The 26,651-nt window shown below is 68.2% G+C and carries 27 protein-coding genes; 9 read left to right on the plus strand and 18 right to left on the minus strand.

What is annotated here, in order from left to right; translation table 11 throughout:
* Window positions 1-29: 29 nt before the first annotated feature.
* The 3 genes from BMY07_RS29195 to BMY07_RS29205 form a co-directional block, all read right to left on the minus strand.
* Complete coding sequence (locus BMY07_RS29195) at window positions 30-272, minus strand: FxLD family lanthipeptide (protein ID WP_218150823.1); 243 nt, start codon at window positions 270-272, stop codon at window positions 30-32.
* The gene (fxlM, locus tag BMY07_RS29200) at window positions 269-1,564 is read right to left on the minus strand and encodes a methyltransferase, FxLD system (protein ID WP_218150824.1); all 1,296 of its coding nucleotides are present in this window, start codon (window positions 1,562-1,564) and stop codon (window positions 269-271) included. The genes BMY07_RS29195 and fxlM overlap by 4 nt, the downstream gene beginning before the upstream one ends.
* A 172-nt stretch (window positions 1,565-1,736) precedes the next feature.
* A complete protein-coding gene (locus tag BMY07_RS29205; RefSeq protein ID WP_143073703.1) occupies window positions 1,737-2,510 on the minus strand; it encodes a hypothetical protein in 774 nt (257 codons plus the stop codon).
* A 549-nt stretch (window positions 2,511-3,059) separates the two neighbouring features.
* Here BMY07_RS29205 and BMY07_RS35030 point away from each other — a divergent pair.
* From BMY07_RS35030 to BMY07_RS29230, 5 genes are all read left to right on the plus strand, one after another.
* Window positions 3,060-4,271, plus strand: coding sequence for a hypothetical protein (locus tag BMY07_RS35030; RefSeq protein WP_218150825.1), 1,212 nt, complete (start codon window positions 3,060-3,062; stop codon window positions 4,269-4,271).
* Window positions 4,264-5,154, plus strand: coding sequence for a phosphotransferase family protein (locus BMY07_RS29215; RefSeq protein WP_218150826.1), 891 nt, complete (start codon window positions 4,264-4,266; stop codon window positions 5,152-5,154). Before BMY07_RS35030 ends, BMY07_RS29215 begins: the two co-directional genes overlap by 8 nt.
* 123 nt (window positions 5,155-5,277) lie before the next feature.
* A complete protein-coding gene (locus BMY07_RS29220) occupies window positions 5,278-6,279 on the plus strand; it encodes an asparaginase (RefSeq protein ID WP_245782728.1) in 1,002 nt (333 codons plus the stop codon).
* A complete protein-coding gene (locus tag BMY07_RS29225) occupies window positions 6,272-6,742 on the plus strand; it encodes a PPC domain-containing DNA-binding protein (RefSeq protein WP_092785750.1) in 471 nt (156 codons plus the stop codon). Before BMY07_RS29220 ends, BMY07_RS29225 begins: the two co-directional genes overlap by 8 nt.
* 79 nt (window positions 6,743-6,821) lie before the next feature.
* Complete coding sequence (locus BMY07_RS29230; protein ID WP_092785752.1) at window positions 6,822-7,565, plus strand: MBL fold metallo-hydrolase; 744 nt, start codon at window positions 6,822-6,824, stop codon at window positions 7,563-7,565.
* Window positions 7,566-7,816: 251 nt separating this feature from the next.
* Here BMY07_RS29230 and BMY07_RS29235 read toward each other — a convergent pair whose 3' ends face one another.
* From BMY07_RS29235 to BMY07_RS29245, 4 genes are all read right to left on the minus strand, one after another.
* Window positions 7,817-8,089, minus strand: a complete 273-nt coding sequence (locus BMY07_RS29235; RefSeq protein WP_092785754.1) for a hypothetical protein — start codon at window positions 8,087-8,089, stop codon at window positions 7,817-7,819.
* Between the two features lie 166 nt (window positions 8,090-8,255).
* Window positions 8,256-9,551 carry a hypothetical protein gene (locus tag BMY07_RS29240; RefSeq protein WP_143073704.1) on the minus strand — a complete coding sequence of 432 codons (1,296 nt, stop codon included), beginning with the start codon at window positions 9,549-9,551 and terminating at the stop codon, window positions 8,256-8,258.
* A gap of 357 nt (window positions 9,552-9,908) precedes the next feature.
* Window positions 9,909-9,998 carry an ATP-binding protein gene (locus BMY07_RS35035; protein ID WP_218150827.1) on the minus strand — a complete coding sequence of 30 codons (90 nt, stop codon included), beginning with the start codon at window positions 9,996-9,998 and terminating at the stop codon, window positions 9,909-9,911.
* A 162-nt stretch (window positions 9,999-10,160) separates the two neighbouring features.
* On the minus strand, window positions 10,161-11,465 hold the full coding sequence (locus tag BMY07_RS29245; protein WP_143073705.1) for a hypothetical protein: 1,305 nt from the start codon (window positions 11,463-11,465) through the stop codon (window positions 10,161-10,163).
* Window positions 11,466-12,425: 960 nt separating this feature from the next.
* On the opposite strand from BMY07_RS29245, the gene BMY07_RS29250 reads away from it, so the two are divergent.
* On the plus strand, window positions 12,426-12,941 hold the full coding sequence (locus BMY07_RS29250; RefSeq protein ID WP_092785760.1) for a hypothetical protein: 516 nt from the start codon (window positions 12,426-12,428) through the stop codon (window positions 12,939-12,941).
* A gap of 323 nt (window positions 12,942-13,264) precedes the next feature.
* On the opposite strand, the gene BMY07_RS29255 is transcribed toward BMY07_RS29250, so the two are convergent.
* Window positions 13,265-13,930, minus strand: a complete 666-nt coding sequence (locus tag BMY07_RS29255; RefSeq protein ID WP_092785762.1) for a hypothetical protein — start codon at window positions 13,928-13,930, stop codon at window positions 13,265-13,267.
* 23 nt (window positions 13,931-13,953) lie between these two features.
* On the minus strand, window positions 13,954-14,655 hold the full coding sequence (locus tag BMY07_RS29260) for a class I SAM-dependent methyltransferase (RefSeq protein WP_092785764.1): 702 nt from the start codon (window positions 14,653-14,655) through the stop codon (window positions 13,954-13,956).
* 142 nt (window positions 14,656-14,797) lie between these two features.
* Here BMY07_RS29260 and rox point away from each other — a divergent pair, with 142 nt between their 5' ends.
* On the plus strand, window positions 14,798-16,216 hold the full coding sequence (gene rox, locus BMY07_RS29265) for a rifampin monooxygenase (protein ID WP_092785766.1): 1,419 nt from the start codon (window positions 14,798-14,800) through the stop codon (window positions 16,214-16,216).
* On the opposite strand, the gene BMY07_RS29270 is transcribed toward rox, so the two are convergent.
* The 7 genes from BMY07_RS29270 to BMY07_RS29300 are packed head-to-tail and all read right to left on the minus strand — an operon-like array spanning window position 16,213 to window position 21,674.
* Window positions 16,213-16,785, minus strand: a complete 573-nt coding sequence (locus tag BMY07_RS29270) for a MerR family transcriptional regulator (protein WP_092785935.1) — start codon at window positions 16,783-16,785, stop codon at window positions 16,213-16,215. The genes rox and BMY07_RS29270 overlap by 4 nt on opposite strands.
* Window positions 16,786-16,827: 42 nt before the next feature.
* The gene (locus BMY07_RS29275) at window positions 16,828-17,382 is read right to left on the minus strand and encodes a TIGR03086 family metal-binding protein (RefSeq protein WP_092785768.1); all 555 of its coding nucleotides are present in this window, start codon (window positions 17,380-17,382) and stop codon (window positions 16,828-16,830) included.
* Window positions 17,383-17,391: 9 nt separating this feature from the next.
* Window positions 17,392-18,162 carry a MerR family transcriptional regulator gene (locus tag BMY07_RS29280; RefSeq protein WP_092785937.1) on the minus strand — a complete coding sequence of 257 codons (771 nt, stop codon included), beginning with the start codon at window positions 18,160-18,162 and terminating at the stop codon, window positions 17,392-17,394.
* 45 nt (window positions 18,163-18,207) lie between these two features.
* Window positions 18,208-19,047 carry a TauD/TfdA dioxygenase family protein gene (locus tag BMY07_RS29285; RefSeq protein WP_092785770.1) on the minus strand — a complete coding sequence of 280 codons (840 nt, stop codon included), beginning with the start codon at window positions 19,045-19,047 and terminating at the stop codon, window positions 18,208-18,210.
* Window positions 19,048-19,058: 11 nt separating this feature from the next.
* Entirely contained in the window at window positions 19,059-19,829 is a 771-nt protein-coding gene (locus tag BMY07_RS29290) for an ABC transporter ATP-binding protein (RefSeq protein WP_092785772.1), read from the minus strand.
* Window positions 19,822-20,841, minus strand: a complete 1,020-nt coding sequence (locus tag BMY07_RS29295; protein WP_092785939.1) for a taurine ABC transporter substrate-binding protein — start codon at window positions 20,839-20,841, stop codon at window positions 19,822-19,824. The genes BMY07_RS29290 and BMY07_RS29295 overlap by 8 nt, the downstream gene beginning before the upstream one ends.
* A 17-nt stretch (window positions 20,842-20,858) precedes the next feature.
* Window positions 20,859-21,674: an ABC transporter permease gene (locus tag BMY07_RS29300; protein ID WP_143073706.1), complete on the minus strand. Its 816-nt coding sequence runs from the start codon at window positions 21,672-21,674 to the stop codon at window positions 20,859-20,861.
* Between the two features lie 127 nt (window positions 21,675-21,801).
* Here BMY07_RS29300 and BMY07_RS29305 point away from each other — a divergent pair, with 127 nt between their 5' ends.
* Window positions 21,802-22,377 carry a TetR/AcrR family transcriptional regulator gene (locus BMY07_RS29305; protein WP_092785774.1) on the plus strand — a complete coding sequence of 192 codons (576 nt, stop codon included), beginning with the start codon at window positions 21,802-21,804 and terminating at the stop codon, window positions 22,375-22,377.
* A gap of 458 nt (window positions 22,378-22,835) precedes the next feature.
* On the opposite strand, the gene BMY07_RS29310 is transcribed toward BMY07_RS29305, so the two are convergent.
* Entirely contained in the window at window positions 22,836-23,951 is a 1,116-nt protein-coding gene (locus tag BMY07_RS29310; protein WP_092785775.1) for an erythromycin esterase family protein, read from the minus strand.
* An 81-nt stretch (window positions 23,952-24,032) separates the two neighbouring features.
* Here BMY07_RS29310 and BMY07_RS29315 point away from each other — a divergent pair, with 81 nt between their 5' ends.
* Complete coding sequence (locus BMY07_RS29315) at window positions 24,033-24,725, plus strand: MerR family DNA-binding transcriptional regulator (RefSeq protein WP_092785776.1); 693 nt, start codon at window positions 24,033-24,035, stop codon at window positions 24,723-24,725.
* On the opposite strand, the gene BMY07_RS29320 is transcribed toward BMY07_RS29315, so the two are convergent.
* Window positions 24,685-26,637: a hypothetical protein gene (locus BMY07_RS29320; protein WP_092785777.1), complete on the minus strand. Its 1,953-nt coding sequence runs from the start codon at window positions 26,635-26,637 to the stop codon at window positions 24,685-24,687. The genes BMY07_RS29315 and BMY07_RS29320 overlap by 41 nt on opposite strands.
* Window positions 26,638-26,651 lie beyond the last annotated feature (14 nt).

Genomic DNA, 26,651 nt, shown 5'->3' on the forward strand with positions numbered 1-26,651 from the left:
TGCCAGCGCATCGGCAGCACCCCAGTAGGTCAGGACGGGTCGTCTGCGAACGAGTTGCAGGCGCTGTCGTTGCCCGCGCACGTGTTGCCGCACCCGTCGTCCGTCGGGCAGTCCCCCATCACCGGGGCGTAGGCCACGACAACTCGGACGTCCAGCGCGAACTCGTCATCCTCGGCAGGCAGACGGCCCAGCATGAACGCAGCGGGCCGCTCTTCCAGCGCTGTTGCGCTGCCGGAGAACATGAGTTCCCACATGTGGATCACTCTCCTCACTTGGTGGTTTCTTGCAGGGCATCCCTGCCTGCCGCGGTGGTGACCGCGTGGGGCCAGGAGATCGTGATCCGGCTGTGTTTCTTGTTGACGACGCGTCCTTCGGGGAGCAGGTCGTCGGCGGTGTTCGCCGGGTGGACGTGGAACTGTGGGCCGGGCCCGTTGCGGTGATCGCGCGCCCAGATCTGGAGCTGTGCGGCGACCGCTTCGGCGAGCGCCGTGGCTTCGGGGCCGAACGCATGGACACCGAACTCGACCTGCGACTCGTCGGGGGTGCTGCGGGTGGTGATGTAGGCGAGATTTCCGCCGTCGACGACGGCCATAGCGGCCGAGTGGCTTCCCGGCGGGGTGATCAGGCCGGTGCTGAGCTTCTTGTCCAGCACCACCCGGCCAAACCCGGGAAGCGCCGTGGCCATCCACATCTGGGTGCCCGCCCACAGCTCGAACCGGCCGATGGTCGCGCCGCTCCAGACCTCCACCCGCGGCGTGTCGAACACGCCGTTCAGATCGGCCGGGTCGATGGGGAAGTCGTCATCGAAGCGCAGGGTGACCTCACCGCCGCGCATGATCAGGAGCTTGCTCTGGTGCGCGCCAGCGCCCTGGATGGAGACGAATCCGAACAGGCGGGCCGATCGGCTGACCAGGTATCCGTCGGCCTTCTCGAACGCGATCGTCCGCGACAGCCCCCTCACCTGCAATGGGACTATCAGCAGACCAGACGGGACCAACTGCTCGACCCAGGCAGGTGGAATGTCCCAGGCGCCGACGGTGACCAGGATGCGGTCGTACGGGGCGTACTCGGCTACGCCGGACTCAGCGTCAGCGAGAACCACGTTGATCCACGAGTAGCCGATTTCATCGAGGACGCGACTGGTCCGATCGGTGATGTCAGCGTCTATGTCGACTGTCGTGACCTGGCCTGACGGACCTACCAGCTCGGCGAGCAGCGCGGCGTTGTAACCACCCGAGCCGATCTCCAGGATCCGCATGCCCTCGGTGATTGCCGCCTGCTCCAGCATGTGGGCCTGCACCTGTGGCGCGGACACCGAACTGACAGATGTCCCAGTCTCGTCCCGCTTGGTGACCACCCCGTTGAAGAGCTGGTAGACCTCCTCCAGATCCACCCCCGGTGCGAAGGATTCGCGAGGAACCTTGCGCATCGCTGCCTCGATCCGCGGCGACACGATCGTGCCTTCAGCGAGGAGGTCGTCGACCATCTTCGTGCGCAGGTGAATCGCTCGCTTGGAATCCATGGACTCAGAGGTTCCTTCGGAAGGGGTGCCCTTGTCGTTCAACGTGATCTTCCCTGTCCTTATCGCTGCGTTGTAGTGGAAGAGGTCATCTCTGTAGCGCGACCGATGACGGCTTACTGTATCGACTCAGTCACTTTCAGCGACTGGAGGTTTGCGGACGCGACAAGGGCTGTCGTCGATGGTGAGTTAAGTGAGGGACGTTTCGAGTTTGGGTTCACCGCTGCGTAACCGCCAGGTCGGCGAGAGCAACCACGGTCAGGGCAGTGACCACTCGATCGTGGCTCCGCTCGCTAGTGCGTGCTTCGACATGGAGCCCGATTGCGCCGTGAGCGCGCGCGGCCAAGGCATACGCGCTAGCGAGAGATGACGAGGGGCCGTGCGCGGCCAAGTCGACCGCCAGGTCGTGACTCTGTCGTGCGGCAACCTTGGCGCGCCCGGCAGCCAAGTGGATCGCAGCCAAGTCCAGTCTGATCTTTGCCGCCAGCGCCACGTCATCGACTCGTCTGGCAGCCATCACCGCCCGGCCAAGCGCCGCCGCCGCACGGCCGTCGTCACCTTCGAGGTGGTGTAGTAGCCCGTCCTCGTGGTGCCATCCTGGCTCGTCGATCGCAACTTCGATCGCGCCCGCTTCTTCCAGCGCGGTCCGCGCACGAGCGAGGACGAGGCGCGCCGAGATCTGCGACCTCGGTCCCTGCGTACGATCGGCAACGGCAACATCGTCGAACGCAGCTTCCTGGTGACGTCCGGCATCCGCCAACGCCACGCACCACCGATTCACCAGCCACCCCGGACGTGAGCTGTTTTCAGCGTTGCAAAGACCGGTCAAAACCAATTCCGCCGAATTGCGGGAATTGACTAGTGCTCGCTCGGTGTCGCCAAGCCACTGTGCCGGGTACCAGACCGAGCAGCAGAATCGACGGAAGCGCTCCACATGCTCGACCATTCCGTGCGCCAGAGAACGAGTCAACGCTGCCTGCAGGTTGGCCAATGCGCTCCAGCGAGAGCGCACCCAGCCCACTGCCCTCGCCAGATCGGGCCAACCTACGGGCGGGCAGGCAGATGTGCCTCGTGGCCCCAGCGCGCGGGCATGCACGGTGAGGTCGTCGATGCAGTCGTCGACCATGGACTCGACCGCAGCCTCCGGCAACACCTGGACAAGTCGGCGTTGTCGGGAGCGGGACGACCCTGGAGGAGGAATGACAGCAGGTCTGAACGGGCTTGACGCGAAAACACTCATCGCCGCTCCTCGCTGACCGCTGCTGGTTTGGTTCCGTGGGGGTGCCTGAGCGCCGGAGTTTCAACGGGATGTCCTCGTCGAGCTGAGGTCACTGATCGCTTCCTCTGGCATCGGGCGCCTACCAATGAGCCTGGTCATCCACGGTGCCGAGCGGAATGACCGGGTGTGGCACTTCCGATGCACTTGTGAGGCATCGAGGGGGTGGAGCCGTGGTTGTATGGACATCGGGAAGGGGAGCTCATGGCGTCGGTGGGACAGTGGACTGGCCGGGAGGCTGGTGCCCTGCGTCATGCCCTGCGTATGAGCGTGCGGGCGTTCGCCGAGCACTTGGGCGTGGCCGTGCGCACGGTCACCAAGTGGGAAGCGCTTCAGACGAGCACGTCGCCGCGGCCGGACACCCAGGCGATCCTGGATACCGCGCTGAGCCGAGCGGACACGGACGCCAAGCTGCGTTTCGAGCTTCTGCTGAGCAACGGCGGAGGCGCGTCGCTTGCCCGATTCTACGGCAACGGCCCATACGGGCGGGACGGGATCGAGCGTGCGGCACAGCGCGCGGCCGACTTCGACCGGTTGCTGGCGACTACCGCGATCGACGATCCGCAGGTGGACTGGTTGTGTGTCCGACTGGCCGAACTGGCTACCGCATACGTCCACACGCCAGTTCACGACCTCGTCCACCACATCGTTCAGGCACAAGACCAGGCATTCACCCTCATACGGCGCGGACTGCGGCCAAGGCAGCTGCGTGACGCCTATCTCGCGGCCGGGATCGGGTGCCTGTTGCTGGCGGCGGCGTCGCAGAACCTCGGGCACACCGAAGCCGCCCAGACCCAGCTGGGGACCGCGCAACGATGCGCGGAGGCCGCCGACAGCGATGCGCTCCGCGTGTGGGCGCGCGGGAGCGCGGCGTTGACGTTGGAATGGGGGCCGACCCCTGTGTCAGCGCTGCGATTCCTCGACACCCCGCCGCCCACGTTGGCACCGCAGACTCATCGACGTGCACTGGCGTTGGAGGCCCGGATCTCGGCACGCGTCGGCGACTCGGCACGCGCGCACCAGTCTCTGCGCAGACTGGATGACTTGCTCGACTCTGCAGGGCCTGAAGACGAGGTGACCTCCTTCGGAGGAATCTTCACGTTCCCCGCCACCAAAGCTGTCTACTACCGAGCGGGAGCGCACGACCTCTTGGGTGAGTTCACCGAGGCACGCAGACACGGTCTTGACGCTCTCGATCGGTACGCCACGGCGCCCGAGGAAGAACGCTCGTATGGCGACTTGGCGCTGACCCGGGTGATCATCGCCGACACCCACCTGGCCGAGCGTGACTTGGACGGTGCCGCAGCCGCGCTGGCACCGCTGCGCAAGCTCAATCAACACGAGCGCATCGCCCAACTACCGACAGCGATGGCCCGAACCCATCGCCTCGTCACCACAATCGCTGGCACTGGACTGGCGACCTCGCTCCTTGGCGACCTGACGCCACCGCGGCGGATAGGTTCAGGTAGTGCCTGAGCCTTGTGACGACCGCACCCGTGACCATGCGCTGACCGCTGCCGACGAACTGGGGCTGGATGCGCGAGGGGTGACCCTCCTGCACCGTCACGCCACCGCGGTCTATCTCCTACCGAAGGTTGGCGCTGTCGCCCGCGTGCACTCTGGTGACACAACCGCCGCAGAGCGCGCGGTCGTCATCACACGTTGGCTCCTCAAACACAGCCTCCCCGTGACCGAACCGCTATCCGACACCGCTCCAGTCGTGCTGGACGACGGCACCGTGATCACTTTCTGGGTGCACTACCCGCAGGCAATCCCCGCCGTGAAACCTGACCCAGCCGTCCTCGGACACATCCTGCGAGAACTTCACCAGCTCCCCACACCGCCGGTGACCCTGCCCCGACATCGGCCTCTGGACCCACTCCGACGGACGCTTGCCGCCACCGACGTGCTCGACTCCGACGACCAGCAGTGGATCACCAAGACTGCCGATGCCCTGCTCACCGCCTACGACACGCTGCCGTTCCCCCTAGGCGAAGGTCACCTGCACGGCGACGCCTACCCAGGCAACCTCGTCCACGACCCCACACAACGGCGCTGGCGGCTCGGCGACTGGGACGAGACTTGCACCGGCCCACGCGAACTAGACCTCGCCAACACCTACCAAGGCGTCCGCCTGGGTCGCACGACAGCGGAACTCGACCGCTTCGCCCACGCCTACGGACACGACCTGCGCGACTGGAAAGGACTTCCCGTATTACGTGCGATCAGGGACCTGCACACCCTCGGCTCATTCCTTGTCCGCACCGCCGCAGGCGATACCGCCGCCGAAAACGAGCTCCAGACCCGACTCCGCGTGCTACGCCATGGCCGACCCACCGACGCCTGGCACGCCGGCTGACCTCACAGCGACAACCAAGGTTTACCGAGGGCGTCGATCAGGCGTGCCGTTTCGTCGCGACCGCCGCGCAAGCCGCCAGCTAGGCTGCCGACGATCCCCAGCCGGACGAGCAGAAGGTGACCCGTGCCTGACATCGCCTCCGTGCCACGCGTGGTCGTCTTCGGCCTCGGCGGCACCATCGCCATGACCTCCACCCCCAGCGGCGGTGTCGTACCCGCGCTCTCGGCGGAGCAGCTTGTGGCAGCGGTACCGGGCCTCGCCGAGACCGGCATCGGCGTGGAGGTGGTCGACTTCCGCCGAGTGCCGGGGGCCTCGCTGTCATTCCACGACCTCGACGATCTGGCTGCCGCGATCGACAAGCACCTGGCGGCTGGCGCGCACGGAGTGGTGGTCACACAAGGGACTGACACCATCGAGGAGACCGCGTTCTTCCTCGACCTCTCCCACACCCGCTCGGAGCCGGTCGTGGTCACCGGCGCGATGCGCAACCCCACCATGGCGGGCGCTGACGGGCCAGCGAACCTGCTCGCCGCGATCCAGACCGCCGCGCACCCGACCGCTCGGGATCTGGGTGGGCTAGTGGTGTTCGCCGACGAGATCCACGCTGCATCCCGCGTGCGCAAGACGCACTCCACCAGCGGCCACACCTTCGTCTCCGCCAACGGCGGCCCGCTCGGCTACCTCGTCGAGGGCCAACCCCGGGTACTCAACCGGCCTACTGCTCACGTCACGGTCCAGGGCACGGCTGATCACCCGGTCGAGGTCGGCCTGGTTACCATCACCCTCGGTGACACGGGGACGCTTCTCCGCGCCACCGCCGATCACTTCGACGCCTTGGTGGTCGCCGGGTTCGGCGTCGGCCACGTCCCCACTGGCATCGTCGAGATACTGACCGAACTGGCTGCCGCCAAGCCCGTCGTGCTGGCTTCCCGCACGGGCGCCGGGTCGGTGCTCACCCGCACCTACGCGTTCCCCGGCTCGGAGTCCGACCTCATCGCTCGCGGCCTCATCCCCGCGGGCTTCCTCGACCCACTCAAGGCCCGGATCCTGCTGCACCGCCTCTTGGCCACCGGCCACGACCACAACACCATCCGAGCCGTCTTCACCGGGAGCGGGAATGCGTAGCCACGAACTCACCCTCGGCCGCAGCTTCGCCGTGACCTTCGACCACGGCGACGACTTCTTCGAAGCCCTCGACCAGTTCTGCCGCGACAACAACGTCCGCCAGGGCTACATCCCCGGCTTCATCGCAGGCTTCGCCGACGTCCAGATCGTCGGCACCTGCGACAAACTCGACGACCCCCAAGCCCCCGTGTGGAGCCAAGTCCACCTCACCAACGCCGAAGCCTTCGGCGGCGGCACCCTCGCCTGGGACCCAGTCGAGCACCGCGTCGCGCCCCATATCCACGTCACCGTCGGACTCAAGGAACACAGCGCCACCGCGCACACCAGCCACCTGCTCGGCGCCAAGGTCCAGTTCCTCACCGAGATGCTCATCATCGAGGTCACGGCACCCGCCATGCACCGCGTCCGCCAACCCGACCTCCACAACGTCCCGCTGCGGCGTTTCGCAGACGAGGGCAGTTAGGCGTCGCACCGTCGACCGCCGCCGATGAGGGGATGACCTGAATACCTTCAGCTCCCACATAGTGATGGTGGAATAGCCCATGGTCCTGATCGTGCTTGGCTGCGTCACCCCCTTACCTTCGCCCAGGCAGCCCTGTTCGGGATACCTGGTCAGTGAGGGCGACACTTACGTCATCCTCGACTACGGTTCCGGCACCTTCGCCACCCTCCAGACCTACTTGGCCCCCGGTGAGGTCACCGCACTGTGGATCTCGCACATGCATCCCGACCACTTCGCCGACCTGCTCGCCTGGTCCAACTGGGCGCTCAACACCGAGAACGCGCGCCGTATCCCCGTCTATGGGCCACCTGGATGGGCGCGGCGGCTCGATCAGATGCTCACGGACGACTCTGGCTTGGTCGACGGCATCTTCGAGGTCCACGAACTCCATGATCACCACACGGTCGTCCACGGGTCACTGACATTGGCCGCACGCGCAGTCGAGCACTCAGTGCCCGGTTTCGGGGTCCGCGTCGAGGGTCCTACTGCTCGGCTGGCCTACTCGGGTGACGCGGAGCCCTGCCCGGCGCTCACCGACCTCGCCCGCGATGCCGACCTGTTCGTGTGCGAAGCAGGCACCACATCGCCCAGTCGCTACCACACCGCCCTTGAGCAGGCAGTCCACACAGCGATCACCGCAGGCGCGAAGCACTGCTGCTCACCCACCTCGCACCAGCACTGGATCCCGACGCGCGGCCCCCCGCGCCGAGCGTGGCGACCGCAAGCGCCGAGCCGGGCTGGCAGTGGAGTTCGGATCAGCGAGGCTGACCGTATTGGTCTTTGATGTGGAGTCGGTCGCGTCGACCGTCGGCGTAGTTGATCCCGTGGTCGATGACGCCGTTCCCCGCCTTGGCTGATCACTTACCGCGATTCTGGCCGACTTTCCGCGGCCACACCACGTGAACCACATTACGGACCGCGCCGCCGGGGGCCACGACCGACAATCGCCGGTCGTGGCCCCCGGCGGCGCCGTGCCCCTATGTCAAAACCAAACGCCCTCACGCGTGAGGGCGTTTGGAACGGTGGGGCGGAGTACTAGGGCAGGTTGGGGATGGGGAGCTCCGGGGCGTAGAGGGTGCGGAAGTACCAACCCGTCGGGAGTTGGGAGGTGCTCCGGTGCTGGCAGTCGCTGGCCCAGGCCGCGCGGCCGGTCTCCGAGTCGCGCCAGGCTTGGGCCTGGGTCTCGCACTCGGTGACGGTGGGGTAGGGGCCGTGATGGATGACCGGCGGTGGTGCCGCGGCGGCGGGGGTGAGGGCCCCCGCGACACCCGCGGCGGCGAGGCAGACGGCCAAGAGCAGACGGCGCATGGTGGGACCTTTCGATGATCGGCACCGGACGGGCGAGAACGTACAACGACCCGACAAGCCTTTGGCAGCCTTGACGTCAGAGTGGGGCTGACCGGATCAGCGGAGGCGACCAACCGGTCGGGGATAGCCCGATCCGACGTCGCGCCATTCAACGGGTGACACCATGCTATGTCGACCGGTGCCAGTCCACCCCACGGTCGTGTGCTGCTCGTCCCCATGCTCCGCCTGGTTCCGGGTAGTTCGTTGGCGGGTCGTCGCCCTCGTAGAACCACTGGTCGTGTGATTCCTCAAGAGCGCCGATCCCCAACACCCGTCCACTTGGAGTTCTGCGATAGGCGTACCAGCGCTGGCCATCCGCGCTGACCGTCATGGAGATGCTGTGCTCTGCAGACAGTCCGTGCCGGGCGAATGAGCTGCCGAGCTTATCCAGTAGGTCGGCCTGGTAGCCACCGCGGTTGTGCCACCCACTCTGGCAGGTGGCGAGGTAGAGCAGGGCAGATTTCGTCTCCTTGAACTCGCGTCGGTCGAGCGTGCGGCCGTGTTCGTCGACGCCGACGACCCCGGTGTTGCGCACCAGGTCCTCGGCATCGGCTTGCTTCTTGGCGACGCTGGCCGCACGTTTCTCTCGAAAGGTTCGTACCGCTCGCCAGCCATCGCCGATCGACTGTGTGCCGTTGGCCAGATAGGCGTAGCGCGGGAAATCGTGGATGTCGTTGAGGCGACCTCTAAGGCCGAGGACTAGGCCGAGACGTGACCGTCTGGCGGGTTGGTCGTGGTCCCGGCGCAGCATGAGCAACCCGAACATCAGGCTGTAGCGATCCCAGAGCGCGAAGACGTAGATGTATGGGAAGGCGCCGACGGTCAGCCAGATCGGCAGGAAGAACTTGCGCACCTCGTGCGCCCAGTCGACGGCGTGCCCATCTCGCACCAGCCACACCACGGTGTAGACCGCCAGGCCCAGCGCCGCCAACGCCACCAGGGACTTACACATCCTACTGACCTGCTGCGAACGGTTGCGTTCGGCGACCACTTGGAGCCCGAGCAGGAAAGTCAGCGTCCCTTGGAGAATCAGCTCGCCCACCAGATCGAGCGGCTTGAGGTTGAAGAAGAACCCAAAGAAAACCGTGATCTTCACCAGATCCCGCAGCAACGACCGGAACGGATGGCGGTGTTCGCGCGCGTTGGTCATGCGGAACAGTGGGACGAACCCGGCGACGATCGTCCAGAAGATCGACTCGCCGAGCAGGCGCCCGTTCCAGATGCTGAACGCCGCTGCGAGCCAGTGCACCCCAGCCAACCAGGTGACGTAGAAAAGCAGCGGCCCAGCGACCTTGACCTGCCAGAACGACCTGACCACCTTCGCCAGACCCGACCGACCCTGCCTCTTAGCGAGGCCGAGGAGCAGGAAGCAGCCGAACAAGATGAAGGTGGCGAGCTGGCGACTGTCGAACACCACGCTCATCCTCCGCTCGGTTGAGTCCCTGCCACGACGACTGCTGTAGTACCAGGATTCGGCCACGGCTACCAGACGTTACGGGTTGCATGGGGTGCGTGTGGACTGCTTGACGCCAGGGGATCGTTATAGGCTGACATGATGAGTGCCCCGGTCGTCGACTACGAAGTCGTCGTCTCCTCTCTGGTAAACATCGCACCTATGTCGAAGCCGTCTTCGACGCTGCCAAAGCTATCGGCCTCCGGGTCTTCTACGACCGAGACATGACGAGCGAGCTCTGAGGTCAGATCAATATTTCACCTGGCTTCGAGCGAACGGTAGGAACTCCTCCGCCACCTCCAGCGCTTGGTCGGCCTGTTTGACGGCTTAGACACCGCAGACCAGTAGGTCGCCTAGCGAGTTGGCGAAAGCGGCGACATCCTTGCACAGTTCGAACTTGCCCTTGTCGGTGTCCACCTGTACGAACCGCGTTTGAAGTCCAACCAAGCGCATTCGGCAACACCTGCCAGATCGCGCGGTCGCCCTCCGGCAAGGGCCTCGATCACGATGATCCGACTGAGATTGCTCATGACAGGCCACCTTAACCTGAGCGTATGACAGGGCGCCTGGAGTATCGCCCTACTCCGGAAGCAGCAACCCCGCCAACAGTGACTCCACCGTCATGGTCAGGGAACGCACCGTGGCGACGTCTCCGTGGGACGCGTGCTTGATCGCTTGGAGCTTGCCGCGCACCCTTGACCGCAACGCTACGAACGTCTCCACATGAATGACTGCCAGGCTACTCATATCGACGCGGTCGCGCATGAGGTAGCGCACCCGCATGCTGTGCGGCGGACGCCCACGCATCGGATCTACGTCCTCCCACTCCCTGACTGACCGGTTCTCCGATCGGTGCCAGGCCACCACGAGTTGGTCCGGGGCCGCCGCACGCAGGACACGGTCGAGGACCTCGATGGCGCAGTTCGCGGCCTTGACGGCTGCGGCAGGTCCTTGCCGGAGTAGGTCATCCCATGCCCCGTCAAGCAGTTCGGGGGTGGTCGGGTCGAGTTGCCCGATCGCCGATCGTAGGTCTGCGGCGACTTGGAGTCGTCCGGCTTCCCACGGCTGGAGCGCTTCCCGTTGAACCTGTTCGGCTGCTTCGTGTTGGAGAGCGACGTCCGTGTCATCGGTAGTCAGCAAGTCGGCACTCGCCAAGCCCAATGCAGTACTGCCAGCGGTCACGCTGTATCGCAGGCCAGCATCGTGATCTGGCAGTTCGGGCACGCGGAACACCAGGTCGCTCCAGCCAGCCACGGCCTTGGCCCCAGCGCTGCTCATGAGGCCAGGAAACGCCTCTTGGTGCGCCGCCCAGCTCGTCAGGACGGAGGCGCGACCTGCGATCTCGTGGAGCTGGTCGACAAGGCGGGTTCCCGCGAGACCGCCAGTGGCGGACTTGAGGCCGAGCGCGGCAAAGTTGGCGACCGAGGTCGCGTTCTGCCACGCCACGATCGAACTGACACCGCTCGCGCCTGCCAGTGCGTTGAGCACGTTCACCTCCGGCGTGGCATCGACGGCCGCTTGCAGCGAGTTCATCGAATCGAAGATTCTGGCAAGACCCTTGCCGCTGGATGCGGCAGTCTCGATACCCACAAACACCTTACTGGACAAGATCCCCTGCTCGGTCAAGCCCTGAGCAGTCGACGTGATCCGAAGAATGGAATCTCGAACCGGCGACACATCGGCGACATTTCCAACACCTGACCATAGATTGAGCAAAGGCCAGCCCGCTCCGACACCTTCTGACATGTTGAGGACAGGAAATCGGGTGCTCACGATCCCCGAACGCTCAACGTTGGATCGCTTTGGCTCGTCAGGCTGCTTGGTCCGACCGGCTGGCTTCGACTCGTCGGCGTTGTCGCCCGGTCCGCTCTCAGGAGGCTCCATGACCGTTCGCTCCTATCCACTCAACCCGACCCAGCGGCCGCCACTGTCGCAACAAGAGTACGACCGGGCCCCGACAACATCGGCGGTGCGCCGACCTTGTGCTGGGGCAGGCCGTAGTCGGACAAGCCCGGGTCCAGTAGGGCTGGTCTAGCGGTGAGACCTGAAGGAGCGCTTGGCCAGGGTGTACCTGGTGTCCAGGTACCCGTGAGCGGTGATCAGGAAGGTGTCCGGCCTTCGAGTGCGACACACACCCTCGTCGTCAAACTCACTTGGTCGAGTGAACTTGTTTGGGTGTTTCCTTGGGCGGAGGGATCGTGAGTCGGTGATCAAATGCTTGGTGTTGGCATGACTGGCCTAGGTGGGTTGCTACCCGCATACGGTCCGCTGGTGATCGGGGCGGCCTCTGTTGTCGTTGGTGTTGGGGCGTGGCGGACTGGTGCGGCGGTAGCGGCGTTGGAGCGAGGGCGGCAGCACATCGCGCTCACTCCGGTGGTGGAAGCAAGCTGTCGGGAACTCACTGAACACAGGTTGGTGTTGGCGGTGACTCTGATAGGCCCGGCGGCGTTGGGGTGGTTGGACGGGCTTGAGCTTCGTATCCGCCCAGACCGCTATGACCGTGAACCGGGAGTCGCCGGTGGCCCGACGGCTGAGCAGATCGCCGCTCAGGTGTGGGGTCCGGCGCGATTCACCCCCGGGGTCGACGGTGCCCATGCTGACGGTCGGACCGTGCCCCCGCGACGAATCCACTTACTGGAGACCCGTCAGTTCGCCCTGGAGCGAACTTCGCCGCCAACCTGGGCCGACGCTGATTCGTGGCGGCAGGAGTTTGGAGGACAGCCTCTCAGGCTGGCGCTCGTCGCGACCCGGGATGGCTATCCAGCGTGGACGTTGGCCATCGACGTGAAGATCAAACCGCAGATGTAGGAACGTAGTTCACGGCGTCGCACATACGGAGGTTGGATGACTCCACCTGAGCAGTACGAGCGGGCTCGCGCCGCGTTCACCGCCGCGTTGGCACGGTTGCAGGGGTTGCACAGCTATCAGGGCGCGAGATCGGCCGATCCCACCGTCGCCCAGTTCGTGGAACGGGCGCAGGCTGCGGCGGTGGAAGCGCTGTTGTGGGTGCGCGCGTTCGATACGGCCGCCCGCGGTGAGGAGGCTGGTGTTCCTCTGCTTTCCGGCTACCTCGCCCGGCGTCCCACGCTCATTGATGCAGCACTGTATGCAGCCAACAAGGGCATCCATCTCCTTGTCGGGCTCACCAACTCCGTGTCGGTCTCCGGACCGGGCCCGCTCGGTGGTGCGTCCTTGGGAGGCGGCGCCTCCTACCCGATTCTGACCTGGCTGACCGAAGCGGCGTTGCCGCCGTTGGGTACTCGCGATCCGAGTCGTCGCGCTGAGTTTGTGCGGCAGTGGTGCGGTCGGCCGGTGCTGCTGACCCTCCGGGAGGTAGAGACCGTACTTGCACACCGTTGACCAGCATGCGGGTGGTGCGGGCCGTTCAGCCTGGGCCTGTTCCTCACCGTCAACGGCTCTGGTCGGTAGCCGCGATGAGCGCACAATGCCTGTGCGCACCGCGCACCCCTTCGACCTGCTAACCGAATCCCCTCTCTAGACCGCCCTACCGCCACCGCTTGGCCCCTCCAGAACACCCTTTGGTCCCTCCACGACGGCGACACCACCCTCGACCCAGTCCAGGCCACGATCGCCAGCACCTTGCTCTCGCGTTGGCTACGACCGTTTACGGCGAGACGCTGCTGGCCGACTCGGGAGTCCGGATCCGCCAGCAGCGTCGGTGCTCACTGGGCAGGTGGGGGTATCAGCCTGATCGTGAAGGTGGCGAACCGCTGGGCGAGGGTGTGCAGCGTGTCTACCGCGACGACGGCGCCGAACTGGCCGTTCGAGGCGATCTCCAGGATCACGGTGTCTCGTGGGCCGTCGATGGCAACCAGGTCACGGAGTCGGGTGACGATGAACTCGCTGGTCGACTTCGAGGTGTGGTCCTCGACCTCTGAGATCGGGGAGGCCGCGATGTCCGTTTCGGTGGACAGACGCAGCCACTTGGTCGGGTTCTCACGTTCGGGGGCCTCGTCGGTCGCGGGTGGGTAGGCGTCGAGTACGAGGGGGAGGTTCAGCTTGGCGCACTGGGACAGCAGGTCGGTGGGCAATGGGAACGAGCGGGCTTCGCGGGTGTCGGGGGAGAACAGGCCGAGGAATAGGTCCGCATCGGGGAAGGGGTCGATCTCTGCGGTCAGGTGGGTGATCGCCTCGCCGAGCAGCGCGGCCGGGGCGTCGCCCGCTGAGCCGAGTTCCACGAGCAGCACACCGTTGTCGGCGGAGGTTGGCCAGGATCGCTTGTGGGCCAACGAGGTCAGCCGGTCGGCGAGGTGGCTTGGGGCGTCGAAGACCCGGAGGCCGACTTCGCTGCGCGGAGCCAGCGCGGCCCCGTTGTCTTGTGGTGTCAAGGGCTGATGCTCCGAGGGGGCGGTTATTCGGCGTGGAGGACGAAGAAGAGGAAGCTGGGGGCGGTGGTGAGCAAGGGGTAGCCGTCGGGGTAGAGGGGGGCGGCGGTGGGGAGGGGTTGGGGTTCGGCGATGGTGGTGAGGCGGAAGCCTGCGGTGGTGAAGGCGTCGGTCATGGCGTGGAGGGGGCGGTTCCAGAAGGTGACTTTGATGGTCTGGCCGCCGCTGGTCCATTCGGCGGGGGAGGGGTAGGTGGTGAAGTAGTCGGGTCTGCGGCCGGAGAGGCGTTCTAGGCAGTAGTCGGCGGTGGGGTGGTTTACCGAGGCGATGAGGCGGCCGCCGGGTTTGAGGATGCGGTGGAGTTCGGCCAGGGGTGGGGCCCAGTCTTCGAGGTAGTGCAGCACTAGGGAAGCAACCACATCGTCGAAGGTGTTGTCGGGGTAGGGCAACGGGGAGGCGAGGTCGGCGACGCGTAGGTCTACATCGGACCCGAGGCGGCGGCGGGCGAGTGCCAACATCTCGGCGCTTTGGTCGAATCCGGACACATCGGCGCCTCGAGAGAGCAGTTCCGCAGACAGCGGGCCGGCGCCGCACCCGGCGTCGAGGATTCGTCTGCCCGCTACATCCCCGGCGAGGGCCAGGGTCGCGGGACGTTCGTAGTAGGCGTTCTCGAGGCTGGTCTCGTTGCCTGTCGCGTATGCCTCGGCGAAGCCGTCGTAGTCGGACATGCACCCCATCGTGGCATCAGCGCGCGCGATGTCCCCCGCCCCCTCCAACATATAGCGCACAGGGGGTCTTGCGGCAAGGCCGGGTAGGTGCTGCACAATCTCCCGCCGAAGCCAGGACCTGCACAAACAATCGGGGGAACCGTTGAGTGACGTGATCGTTGTCGGGGCCGGACCCACCGGCGTCATGCTGGCCACCGAACTGCGACTGCGCGGCGTGGACGTGCTCGTGGTCGAACGCGACACCGAGCCGACCAAAGTGGTCCGCGGCATGGGGTTGCACGCGCGCAGCATCGAGGTCATGGATCAGCGCGGCCTGCTGGAGCGGATCCTGCCGCTGGGCACGACCTACCCGCTGGGCGGCTTCTTCGCGGGCATCCGCAAGCCGTCGCCCGAGGGGGTGAACACGACTTACCCGTACGTCCTCGGCATCCCGCAACCCGTCGTCGAGCGCGTTCTCCTGGAGCACGCCGCCGAGATCGGTGTCGAGATCCGGCGTGGACTGGAACTGACCGGCCTCGAGCAGGACGGCGACGGCGTGACCCTGGAGTTCGCCGATGGCACCCGGCTGCGGTCGCGGTACGCCGTGGGTTGCGACGGGGGCCGCAGCAAGGTCCGCAAGCTGCTCGGCGTCGACTTCCCCGGCGAGCCGACCAGGGTCGAGACGCTGCTGGGCGAGGTGGAGCTGACCGAGGACTGGCCGACGATCGTCGCCATCGTCGAGGAGGTCCGCAAGACGCAGCTGCGGTTCGGGGTCGTGCCGCTCGGCGACGGGGTGTACCGGCTGGGCGCGCCCGCCGACGGTGTCGCCGAGGACCCGACCGTGCCGCCGACGCTGGACGAGCTGAAGAAGCAGGTCCGGGACCTGGCGGGCACCGACTTCGGCGCGCACTCGCCGCGGTGGCTCTCGCGGTTCGGCGACGCGACCCGGTTGGCCGAGCGCTACCGGGTCGACCGGGTGCTGCTGGCGGGCGACGCGGCGCACATCCACCCGCCGCAGGGCGGCCAGGGCCTCAACCTGGGCCTGCAGGACGCGTTCAACCTGGGTTGGAAGCTCGCCGCCGAGGTCGACGGCCGCGCGCCGGAGGGCCTGCTGGACAGCTACCACGCCGAACGCCACCCCGTGGCCGCCGCCGTGCTGGACAACACCCGCGCCCAGGTCGTGCTGACGTCGCTGGACGCGGGTGCGCAGGCGGTGCGCAAGCTGGTCGCGGAGCTGATGGACTTCGAGGAGGTCAACCGGTACCTGCTGGAGAAGATCATCGCCGTGGACATCCGCTACGACCTCGGCGACGGCCCGGACCTGCTCGGCAGGCGCCTGCGGGACGTCACCCTCAAGCAGGGCCGGCTCTTCGAGCTGCTGCGCGGCGGCCACGGCCTGCTCCTCGACCGGACCGGCACGCTCACGGTCGGCGGCTGGTCCGACCGCGTCGACCACATCACCATCGTCGAGGAGCTCGACGCCCCCGCGATCCTCGTGCGCCCGGACGGCCATGTCGCCTGGCTCGGCGAGGACCAGCAGGATCTCGACACGCACCTGGCCAGGTGGTTCGGTGCCCGCTAGTCCTGCGGGACCAGGGCGGCGCGGCGTTCCCGCATCTCCCGCAGCTGCTCGTCGGTCATCGCCGCGGTCGCCTGGCGTCGGCGTTCCGCGTGCTCGGCGAACTGCTCGGGCGACAGGCTCTCGCGCCACGCCTGGCGTTCCCGGTTGAGGGCGTCGAACTCCTCGTGGGTGAGGCGGCGGTCCATGGTGGTCATCCTTTCCACTAGGTCGAGCAAGGTCTGGGCGGACGGTTCGGACAGGCCGTCGAGCACGTCGACCAGCTTGCGGCGCACCTGCTGGGCGGCGGTGATCGTGGCTTCCACCTGCTCGAGTTGCTGCCGGATGAGCTCGCGCGGGTCGGCGAGGTCACCCGCCAGCAGTCGCGCCACCTCGGTCAGCGTCAGACCGAAGCCGCGCAGGGCCACGATCTGGTGCAACCGGCGGACGTCCGCGTCGATGTACAGGCGGTGCCCGGCGGTGTTGCGGCGCGACGGGGTCAGCAGCCCGAGCTGGTCGTAGTGGTGCAATGCCCGCACGCTGAGCCCCGTGGCCTCGGCGAGTTCACCCACCCGCCAGGTCCGTTCCGTCATGCCGGCCACGCTACGACCTGACGTCGCGTCAGGCGCAAGCCCTCAGGGGCGACGTCCGGACAGGTCGAGCAGGCGGTCCTGCAGCGGGCTGTCCTCGGTGAGCGCGCCGCTGGGTCCGGCGCCGAAGATGCCGAGTGTGCCGATCACCGGGGCCAGGTCGCGCATCGCCGCCCAGGTCCGCTCGACGAGCGCCGGGTCCAGCTTGTCGTCGACGTCCAGGGCGCGCGCGAGGTCCCAGGCGTGCACGAGGTGCTCGGCGACGCGGAACTCGAGTGCCTGCTTGCCGGGCACAGCCCCGACCGGATGGGGGACGACGCGGTCGAGGGCGCCGGGGATGGTGATCGCCTGGTCGAGGGCCTCGCCCGCGGCGGTGAACGCGGCCAGCGGGTCGTCGCCCAGCCAGTCGGTGCCCATGGCGGCGACGGCCTCCGCGCCGGTCCCGCCGTCGAGCAGCAGCGCGGTCATCCGGTCACCGGCGACGACGTGGTTGACCAGGTCGCGGGCGGTCCAGTCCGGACAGGGCGTGGGCGCGGACAGGGAGGCGGGGGAGAGGTGGACGAGTCGGCGGTGGAACTCGTCGCGGGCGGCGGACAGCACTGGGTTCTCCTAGCGGGGGTGACGGGACAGCGGCCAGCAGACCTCGGTGCGCCGTTCGGCGACGTCGAGGTGGGGGTCGAGGTAGATCTCGCGCAGCGGCCCGGGGATGGCGAGTCCGAGGTCGGCGACGTGCGCGCCGAGCGGTCCGTAAGTCTCGTCCAAGTCCTCGTACCGGCCGCGGTGCACGGCCACAGCCAGCTCGGCGGCGGGCACGACAAGGGTCGCGGTGAGCCTGGTGACGGGCCGGAACACCGTCACCTCGCCCTCGCCCTCGGTGAACAGCTCCTCCGGGAACAGCGCCGTGAGCGGGCCGGTGCCGTCATCGGGCAGCGTCACGAACGCCTCTTGGCAGAACGCCCCGACCTCCGTGCGCACAACGTGCCTGGTCATGCCGACCGCAGGGGTCGCGGGAACGGTCCGGTAGCGCACGACCGCCTCAGCCGCGGGTTCCTCCAGCAGCCTGCGCAGCCCGTCGATGGCGACCCGGGTGCGATCGAGCTCGCTCTCCAGCCGGTCCAGGTGCGAGAGCAGGACGCGGTCGCGGTCGGCGGGGCGCGGTGCGGTCAGCAGTGCCTTGATGTCGGCGAGCGGCATGTCCAACTCGCGTAGGCGCCGGATGGTGCGCGCGGGGACTACCTGGCCCGGTTCGTAGAAGCGCAGCCCGGTGTAAGGGTCGACGCGGGTGGGTTCGAGCAGGCCTAGCCGGTGGTAGTGGCGCAGCGCCTTCACCGTCAGGTGCGTCATCTTGGCGAACTCGCCGATGGGGATCGTGCCGGGCATGCCGGTGAGCATCCCCGCTCCCCCAAGGGGAGGCACAAGCGGCACTCAGACGCCGACGGGCTTGTCCCCCCGCAGAGTGATCCGGTGCATGACCCGGTGCTGGTCGCCGTAGTCGTCGACCGCGTAGTGCGCCGTGCTGCGGTTGTCCCACACCACCACGTCACCCGGGGTCCACCGGTGCCGCACGGTGAACTCGGGGCGGCCGATCGCGGCGAAGAACACGTCCAGCAGAGCCCGGCTCTCCACCTCGGTCACCCCGAGCAGCTGCGTGGTGAACCCGGGGTTCACGAACAGGCTGCGTCGACCCGTCTCCGGGTGCACGCGCACGACAGGGTGCTCTACCGGCTCCAGCGACCGGATCCGCTCACCCTCCCAGGTATTGCCCTCGCCGCCGAGCCGGTCGCGCAGGTACTCCTCGAAGTCCTTGCGGCCGTCGTGCAGCGCGGTCAGCTTGTCCGCCAGCTCCTGCACGAACGGCGACAGCGACCGGTACGCGGCCTCCAGGTCCGTCCAGCAGGTGTCACCGCCGGTCGGAGGTAGGGCTACCGCGCGCAGGACCGATCCCAGCGGGGGGTGGGTCATGAAGGTGACGTCGGTGTGCCAGACCGGGGCCTTGCCGCCGTCGCCCGCGTCGAGCACGTAGATCTCGGGGTGCTCGGCGTCCAGACCGGGCACGACCGGGTGGGCGCGGGTGGTCTCACCGAGCGCGGCCGCGAAGTCGCGGTGCGCGGTCGGGGTCAGCTCCTGGCCGCCGAACACCAGGACCTTGTGCTCGGCCAGCGCGGCCCGCAACGGTGCGCCGTCGGCCCTGGTCCGGACATCGTTGAGGTCGATGCCGCTCACCCTGGCGCCGATGGTGGGCGTCAACTGCTCCAGCACGGTCATGGTCGATCCCTTCAGGCGGCGACGGAACGCACGGCGGTCGCCACCTCGCCGCGCAGCGCGGCGTACTCGGCCGAGCCACGCAACTCGTCGGCCGACACCCCGGTGCGCGGCAACGGCACGGGCAGGTCGAGCGCGATGCGACCGGGCCGGTCGGTGAGCACAACGATGCGACTGGCCAGGAACACCGCCTCGTCCACGCTGTGGGTCACGAACACGACACCACGGGTGGCGTCGTCGGTCAACGACCGGACGTCTTCCTGCAACCGCTCCCTGGTCATCGCGTCGAGCGCGGCGAACGGCTCGTCCATGAGCAACAGCCTGGGCTGCGCCGCGAGAGCGCGCGCGATCGCGACCCGCTGCTGCTGCCCGCCCGAGATCTCCCACGTCCGCCGCGGCCCCAACGAACCGAGACCGACCTGGTCGAGCAGCTCCACTGTCCGCTGTGGACGATCAGCGCGGGCGACACCGGCCCACCGCAACGCGGTACCGATGTTGCCGCCCACGGTCTGCCACGGGAACAGCCTGGGCTGCTGGAACACCACACCGACGTCACGACCGGGCACCGGCGTGCGACCGAGAAGCCGCACCGCGCCGCCGCTGGGGTGCTCGAACCCGGACACCACGCGCAGGAACGTGCTCTTGCCCGACCCGGACGGCCCGACGACGACCACGAACTCGCCCGGCTCGACCCGCAGATCCAGTGGCCCCAGCGCCGGGACCGCGCCGCCCTTGGTGCGGTAGCTGTGCTCGACGCCGATCAGCTCGACCAGCGCCTCACCCACGGGGCACCCGCAGCGCCGCCTGGAACGTCGCCAGGTCCGGGACCGTGTCGACCTTCTTCTGCGCCTTCAGGAACTCCGCCGCCGACCGAAGCTGCTCGGCGAGCTTGCCCGGCGCCTCCGGCGTGCCGAAGTACTCCGGGGTGCGCTGCTGGGCGTGGTCGAGGTAGATGTTCTGCTTGAGCTGCGAGAGCGCGTCCTCGACGCTGGCGCCGATCTGGCGGGCCACGGCCTCGGCGACCGGCTTCGGGTCGGTGTTGATCTGCTTGAGCGCGGCGTCGGTCGCGGCCAGCCACTTGTCGATCACGACACCGTTGCGGTCGATGAACTCCTTGCGCGCAACGGTGAAGGTCAGGGTCGGCTTGCCCGCCTTGGCCAGCTTCGCGCTGTCGGTCAGCGTCAGGCCGTCCTTCTGCAGCACGCTGAGCACCGGCGTCCACACGTACGCGCCGTCGATGTCGCCGCGCTGCCACGCCGCCTGGATGTTCTGCGGCTCCAGGTCCACCAGCGTCACCGACGCGGGGTCGACGCCGCCCTGCTCCAGCGCGGCGAGCAGGCTGTAGTGCGCGGTCGAGCTGAACGGCGCGGCGACCTTGCGACCGGCCAAGCCCTTGATGTCGGTGACGCCGCTGGCCTTGCGCACCACCAGCGCCTCGCTGTCGCCGATGACGTTGAGCAGCTCGATCACCTGGTACGGGATGCTCAGCGGCGGGCACAGCGCGGCGGCGGCCGGGCTGCTGCCGATCACCGCGATGTCGATGGCGCCGCCGAGGAACGCGGTGTTGATGCTCGCGCCGGAGTCGAACGAGGTCCAGCTGATGTCGTGGTCGGGCAGCGCGTTCTCCAGCGTGCGCTGGTCCTTGAGCAGCAGCGTGCTGTCGGCGAAGCTCTGGTAGGCGACGCGGACCTTGGTGCGCTCACCGGACCCGGACGACGAGCCGCCGCCCACCCCGCACGCGGCCAGCAGGGGCGCGGCGGCGAACAGGGACAGCACGGACCTGCGGCTGACGGACATGTGGTTCTCCCGGTTGTTCATGCCAGTCCCCGCCACGGCGAGAGCGCGCGTTGCCCGGCGAGGATGGCGGAGTCGATGATCAGCCCGGTGACGCCGATGACGACGAGCCCGAGCATGACCACCGCGGTCTGGTTGTAGCGCTGGGCGTTGAGGACCATGCCCCCGATGCCGTCGGCGCCGTTGACGGTCTCGGCGGCCACCACCGAGCTGTAGGCGATGCCCACCGCGAGCCTGATGCCGGTGAGGATCTCCGGCGCGGAGGCGGGCAGCACCACGGTCGCGACCACCCTGGCCCGGTTGGCCCCGAGCGCGGCGGCCGCTTCCACGTACTGCTTGTTGACGCCGGTGACCGCCGCGGCCGTGGCCACCGCGACGGGCGGGAAGGCGGCGACCATCAGCAGGTACACCTTGGGTTCCTCGTCGATGCCGAACCAGATGACCAGCAGGCTGAGGTAGGCCAGCGGCGGCAGCGCGCGCAGGAACGTGACGAACGGCTCGGTGATCGCCCGGATGACCGGCACCAGGCCCATGAGCAGCCCGAGGCCGACGCCGAGCAGGATTCCGTAGGCGGAGCCGTAGCCGACGCGGCGGAGGCTGACACCCAGTCGTTCGACCAAAGTGGACCCCGCGTAGCCGCCCTGCCCGTTGGACGCGTTGGAGGTGGCGAGCAGTTGGTCCCACACCTGAGCGGGTCCCGGTAGGACAGCTGGCGGCCAGAACTCGGCCAGTACCAACAATTCCCAGATCGCGATCAGCGCGGCGACCGCGGCGACCCGCACCGCGACGGCGTGCGTCCCGGATAGCGGACGCGCTTGCGTGCGGGACTCGACCATGGGGAACTCCGTGTGCCAGCGGGGAAAGCGATCTCGGCGAGGAATGTACAGAGGTACACTCGGCGCTCCGGGCCCGTTCCGCAGGATGGACGATCATGGGCGAACCCCTTGCGCCGGAGGAGATTTCATGGCATCACCGCGCAGGCGCGACCCGGACCGCCGGGCCAGGATCGTCGCCGCGGCCGTCGAGGTGATCGCGGAGTCCGGCCCGCAGGCACTCACCCACCGCGCCGCCGCGCTGCGGGCCGACGTGCCGCTGGGCTCGACGACGTACCACTTCGCCGACCTCGACGAGCTGCTGGAAGCCGCCCTGCACGCGGTCGCCGACCGCAACGTCGCCCGGCTGCGCCAGTGGGCTGGTTCGCTGATCCCCGGTGCCGACCTCGCTGTCGAGTTGGCCGACTTCCTGGTCGACCTGGCCACCAAGCACCGCACATCCAGCGTCGTCGCCTACGAGCTCTACAGTGCTGCTCTGCGCCGCCCAGGGTTGCGCGCGGCCAGCACGGCGTGGGACGCGATGCTCACCGAGGTGTTCTCCACGCATGTCGACGGCACCGTTGCGACCGCTTTGACCGCGATGTTCGACGGCCTGCTGCACCAAGCACTGGTGTCACCGACTCGGCCAGTGCGCGCCACCTTTGAGGACCCGTTGCGGCGGGTGCTCGTGGCTGAACGGCGCTTAGGCTGCGATGGTGGCGGATGACTTCGGGATCGAGGGGTACCGGCCGCGGTGGATGAGCACCCTCGCAGCGGAATAGGGCTGCGGTCGCCGACCTGGAACACCGTCAACACCAGCCGCTCACCCCGCCGACCAGCGTGACCCGAACCCACCTCATCGCCTGACCTCAGACGGTCCGGCCGTCTTTCGGTCCGAAGACGGCGAGGGCCTCGTCGCCGCACCGCGGCCCACCCCCGTCGGACGGCAGACCCCCGCCCACCCGGGGGCCACCCGCATCCAGCGTATCGCTTCGCGGCTTTTGTCAAGAGGGTGAACCGGGGGCCTGTGGACGGGTCGGACCCATGTGGACAAACCCAGAACGCCCGACCAGATCGCGCCGCCCGCAGTGGAGTCGACGAGCACGATCTCCTCTGGCACGGTCCCCTGGCCAGCAAGCGCGGTGGACGCTACCCAGCCGCGCGGGGTGTGTCCGCTGATCGCGTCTAAGCCGCCGGTGCGTTTCCGGTGATGTGGAGGATGGCGTCCGCGTCGGCGACGAGGGGCTGGTCGAGGGGGAAGTAGCCGTGGGGGGCGTTGGTGCGGGGGGTGCCGGTGGGGGTGGTTGTGGTGAGGGTCCAGGTGGTGGCGTGGTGTTGGAGGTGGCCCTCGTAGGTGGTGGGGGCGGGTTCGGGGAGGCCTAGGGCGTCGCTGTGGCCGAGGCTGCCGGGGATGAAGGTGTAGGGCTCGTCGGTCAGGGTGGTGAGGATGGCGCCTGCGCAGGACCAGGTGTGGTCGGTGTCGTCTATGCGGAAGGTGGATTGGTCTCGGCGTAGGTGCAGGTTGTGGGCGAAGACCAGGGTGCCGCCGCGAGGGGCTTCTAGGCGGCGGATGTCGAGGAGGTTCTGGGCCATGAGGGCGTCGCGGGTGGCGAGCAGGTTCAGTAGGCGCGGGCCCTCTTGGGATGACTGCTTGTGGTAGCGCAAGAGGTCCAGGCCGGCGGTGAGGTGTGTCTTGGCGCGGTGCCATCGGGCGCGTGATGTTGCCGCGATCAGCTCGGGTGCGCGCCGGTACATACAGACGAGCATGTCGTCGGCGAGGGCTCTTAGCTTGTCCGCCGAGGGGGTGTCGCCGGGGGACAGGGACGCGTTGAGGATGGCCTCGGTGCGGTCCCATCGGTCGTCGGGGCCGGCGATGGAGGCTAGATCCAGGTCGAGGCCTAGGTAGTCGCGGGCGTGTTCGAGGTAGGTGCGGGGGCTGGGGGCGGTGGTGTTCTCGGTGGGGGCGTCGAAACCGTGGAAGGTGAGGCGTTGCGCTAGGGGGCGGGTGCTGTTGTAGTCGCGCATCCAGGCGATCAGGGCCCGGTTGGGCTCTAGAGCGCCGAAATTGTGGGTGAAGCCGCGGGTCATGGCGTCGTCGAGGGTTCCTGGGCCGCCTTGGACGTAGTCGTTCGCGGTGAGGGCGGCGACGCGGTCGGTCTCGAGGGCGATGGAGCGGAACCCGTGGTCGGCGAGTTGGGCGAACAGCTCGTTGCGGACGTGACCGAACGCGGGTTCCTGGTGCGTGGGCTCGCCGAGGGCGACCAGGTGGGTGGGGTGGAGGTCGCGGATGTCCTGACTCATGAGGCTCAACCGTATCCCTGAAAGCTCGGTTGAGACTTCAGCCGGTCCAGGCTGGAGGCCTTCCGGTAAAGTCTCAAACCAGTGAAACCCGCTGACCTGGCCGCCGAGCACGGCCTCTCCACCCAGGCGATCCGCAACTACGAGCGCGACGGGTTCATCCCGCCCGCCCCGCGCACCGCGAGCGGGTACCGCGTCTACACATCGGTGCACGCCGCAGCGCTGCGCGCCTATCTAGCGCTCGTCGCAGCACATGGCCGTCCCGTCGCCGCGGCCGTCATGACGTCGCTGCACCAAGACGCCGTCGACGACGCTCTGGCCGCCATCGACCGCGCCCACGCCCAGACCCTGCGCGACCGTGAGACCCTCGCGGCCGTCCGCGAAGCCGTGCACCACCTGACGACCGCCCCGGTCCCGTCCGCCACTACCCACAGCATCGGCGAACTGGCCCACCAACTCCGCGTCACCCCCGCCACCCTGCGCGACTGGGAGACCGCGGGCATCCTCGCCCCGACCCGTGACCCTGCCGGTGCTCGCCTCTACGGCCCGCTCGACGTCCGCGACGCCCACCTGACCCACTTGCTCCGCCGCGGCGGCTACCCCTTGCCGCACATCGCCACCGTCATCCACCACATCCGCGACGTAGGCACCGTCGAGTCCCTCACCACCGCCCTGGCCGAGTGGCAACACACACTCACGACCCGAGGTCTGGCGGCTCTCACCGCCGCCTCCGCACTCAGCAGCTACCTGACCAGTACGCCTCGTCCGGGCCGGTGATGTGCTGGACGGAAAGTGGGTGGCACGTGTCGGCTGTGTGCAGCAGTGCGCTGAGCGCGTCCTTGCGCTGGGCGAGGCGCTTGAGGATGTCCGCGGGTGGAGTGGCGTCTTGGCCGCGCCGGTGTTGGGTCGAGTGCCAGGTGCCCAGGACTTCCAGCATCATGTCGACGATCGCGCGGCCCGCGTGGGCGGTGGCGATGTCGATGGGGCCGGTGAAGCGGCCGAGGTGGAACGCGGTGTTCCGGGTGGTATAGAGCCATTCGAGCAGGGCGGAGTAGGTGTCTTGCCGTTCCTGCAACCACTTCGCCAGCAGTGGGGGTCGCGCGAGCCGCTCGCGCCAGAGCAGGATCGTTTCCTCGCTGAGGCCGCCCGCGAAGGCGGCCAGGGTCGTGACCGCGCGCCTCGCCTCGTCCACTCCCGGGTCTTCCCCGTCGCGGGCGGGGCGTAGCAGGTCGAGCCAGCGGTCCGGTTCGGCGAGGGTGGACCTGGTCTGGATGGTCGGCACGTGGGCGTCGATGGCTGCGAGCAACGCCGTGGACGAGGTGACGGCGTCCTCGTGGGCGGAGGAGGTGTCCGACCACGACTGGCTGGCGCGGGCGACCCTGTCGGCCAGTTCGTCGGATGACGCGCGGTTCTCCAGTGCCCGCTGGGCGCGCCTGAGTTCGTCCTTCGCTTTTCTCGCGCGCAGGTGCAGTCGCCGCACCTGTTCGGCGACTGTCAGCCTGAGTTGGGTGTGGGCGTCGATGACCTGGTACCGCAGGGTCTGGATGGCGCAGGCACGGGCGAGCCGAGACGCTTTCTCCACGTCCAGGCCGGTCGACTCGATGGCGCTCCAGGACAGGGCGGCGCTGGCCATCGGCGCCTCGACGCGTTGGGCGATGTGGGCGATCCGCAGCGCGGGCCGCAGCCCGTCCGACCGGGACGACGACAGCGGCTCCGCGCGCGTGACGCCCGCCCTGACGGTCTCGCCGATGGCGGCCCTGCCGTCGGGGCCGATGACCTGCCAGGGACCGGCGAGGGAGAGGTCGGCGACGCGGTTGCCCGCGACGTACTGGTCCAGTGCCTCGCTGATCGCGCGCCTGCCGAGGGTGACCGCGGTGGCGGTGTCGGCGGCGTCGATCGGGACCCGCACGAGGACGCCGCCGCGGGTGATCGGCTTCAGTCGCTCCAGCAGTGCCCCGAGGTCGGCGCGCTGTTCGGTGATCGGCCACTGCCTGGCACCGGGGAGCAGGTGGTCGAGGTCGGCCAGTGAGCGCGCGCCGCTGACCAGGACGGTGACGTGGTGTCGGCGCGGTGGTGGCCACAGCAGGGCCGCGATGTCCGCCGCGCTGGGTCGGGATCCGGTCAGCAGGCTGGTGAGGTCGTTGGCGAGCGCGGCGCGGTCGCGTCCTGCGAGGTGGACGGACACGGCGATCTCGGCCGCTGCCTTGGCGTCGGTCGTCGGGGTGTCCCAGAGGGTGTGGAACCGGTCGGTCACGGCGTCGGCGATCGCGGTGATCAGCGGGTCGAGCACGGCGGCGCTCGCGCGGGTCACGGCTCGGTGGTGGGCGCGGTCGGTCGTGGTGAGGGCGGTGGTCGTGGCGGCGAGTTCGTCGATGGCTGCCCGCAGGCTCGCGCGGCCGGAGCCGGGCGGGAAGATCGCCAGGCCGTTGGCTATGCACAGGCTGTTGGTGCGCAGGACCCGCAGCAGGAGCCTGCCCTGGGGTTGTTCGTGCTCGGCGTGGCTGCGCAGGACGTCGTGGGCCCTGATGAGGGCGACCAGGGCGCTGTCGCTGGTGGACGCGTGGAATCCGGGGGCCGAGCCGGTGTCCAGGGCGCGCAGGACGGTGTGCAGCAGAGCCCGCTGGTGTCGGGTCAGCCCGGCGGCGGTGAACGCGTCCTGGATCCCGGCGTCGCTGCTCGACCTGGCCACCGGGGCACAGTACC

Origin of the sequence: Actinokineospora terrae (assembly GCF_900111175.1) — a bacterium.
Taxonomy (GTDB): Bacteria; Actinomycetota; Actinomycetes; order Mycobacteriales; family Pseudonocardiaceae; genus Actinokineospora; species Actinokineospora terrae.

Bases quoted from the DNA above. Each gene is read 5' to 3' on its own strand.
- BMY07_RS29285 (WP_092785770.1), bottom strand. From the start codon at position 19,047: ATGACCGTGCTGGAGCAGTTGACGCCCACCATCGGCGCCAGGGTGAGC.
- BMY07_RS29260 (WP_092785764.1), bottom strand. From the start codon at position 14,655: ATGTCCGACTACGACGGCTTCGCCGAGGCATACGCGACAGGCAACGAG.
- BMY07_RS29235 (WP_092785754.1), bottom strand. From the start codon at position 8,089: ATGCGCCGTCTGCTCTTGGCCGTCTGCCTCGCCGCCGCGGGTGTCGCG.
- BMY07_RS29245 (WP_143073705.1), bottom strand. From the start codon at position 11,465: ATGGAGCCTCCTGAGAGCGGACCGGGCGACAACGCCGACGAGTCGAAG.
- BMY07_RS29310 (WP_092785775.1), bottom strand. From the start codon at position 23,951: ATGAGTCAGGACATCCGCGACCTCCACCCCACCCACCTGGTCGCCCTC.
- BMY07_RS29300 (WP_143073706.1), bottom strand. From the start codon at position 21,674: ATGGTCGAGTCCCGCACGCAAGCGCGTCCGCTATCCGGGACGCACGCC.
- BMY07_RS29240 (WP_143073704.1), bottom strand. From the start codon at position 9,551: ATGAGCGTGGTGTTCGACAGTCGCCAGCTCGCCACCTTCATCTTGTTC.
- BMY07_RS29295 (WP_092785939.1), bottom strand. From the start codon at position 20,841: ATGTCCGTCAGCCGCAGGTCCGTGCTGTCCCTGTTCGCCGCCGCGCCC.
- BMY07_RS35030 (WP_218150825.1), top strand. From the start codon at position 3,060: ATGAGCGTGCGGGCGTTCGCCGAGCACTTGGGCGTGGCCGTGCGCACG.
- BMY07_RS29305 (WP_092785774.1), top strand. From the start codon at position 21,802: ATGGCATCACCGCGCAGGCGCGACCCGGACCGCCGGGCCAGGATCGTC.
- BMY07_RS29280 (WP_092785937.1), bottom strand. From the start codon at position 18,162: ATGCCCGGCACGATCCCCATCGGCGAGTTCGCCAAGATGACGCACCTG.
- BMY07_RS29230 (WP_092785752.1), top strand. From the start codon at position 6,822: ATGGTCCTGATCGTGCTTGGCTGCGTCACCCCCTTACCTTCGCCCAGG.
- BMY07_RS29270 (WP_092785935.1), bottom strand. From the start codon at position 16,785: ATGACGGAACGGACCTGGCGGGTGGGTGAACTCGCCGAGGCCACGGGG.
- BMY07_RS29225 (WP_092785750.1), top strand. From the start codon at position 6,272: ATGCGTAGCCACGAACTCACCCTCGGCCGCAGCTTCGCCGTGACCTTC.
- BMY07_RS29250 (WP_092785760.1), top strand. From the start codon at position 12,426: ATGACTCCACCTGAGCAGTACGAGCGGGCTCGCGCCGCGTTCACCGCC.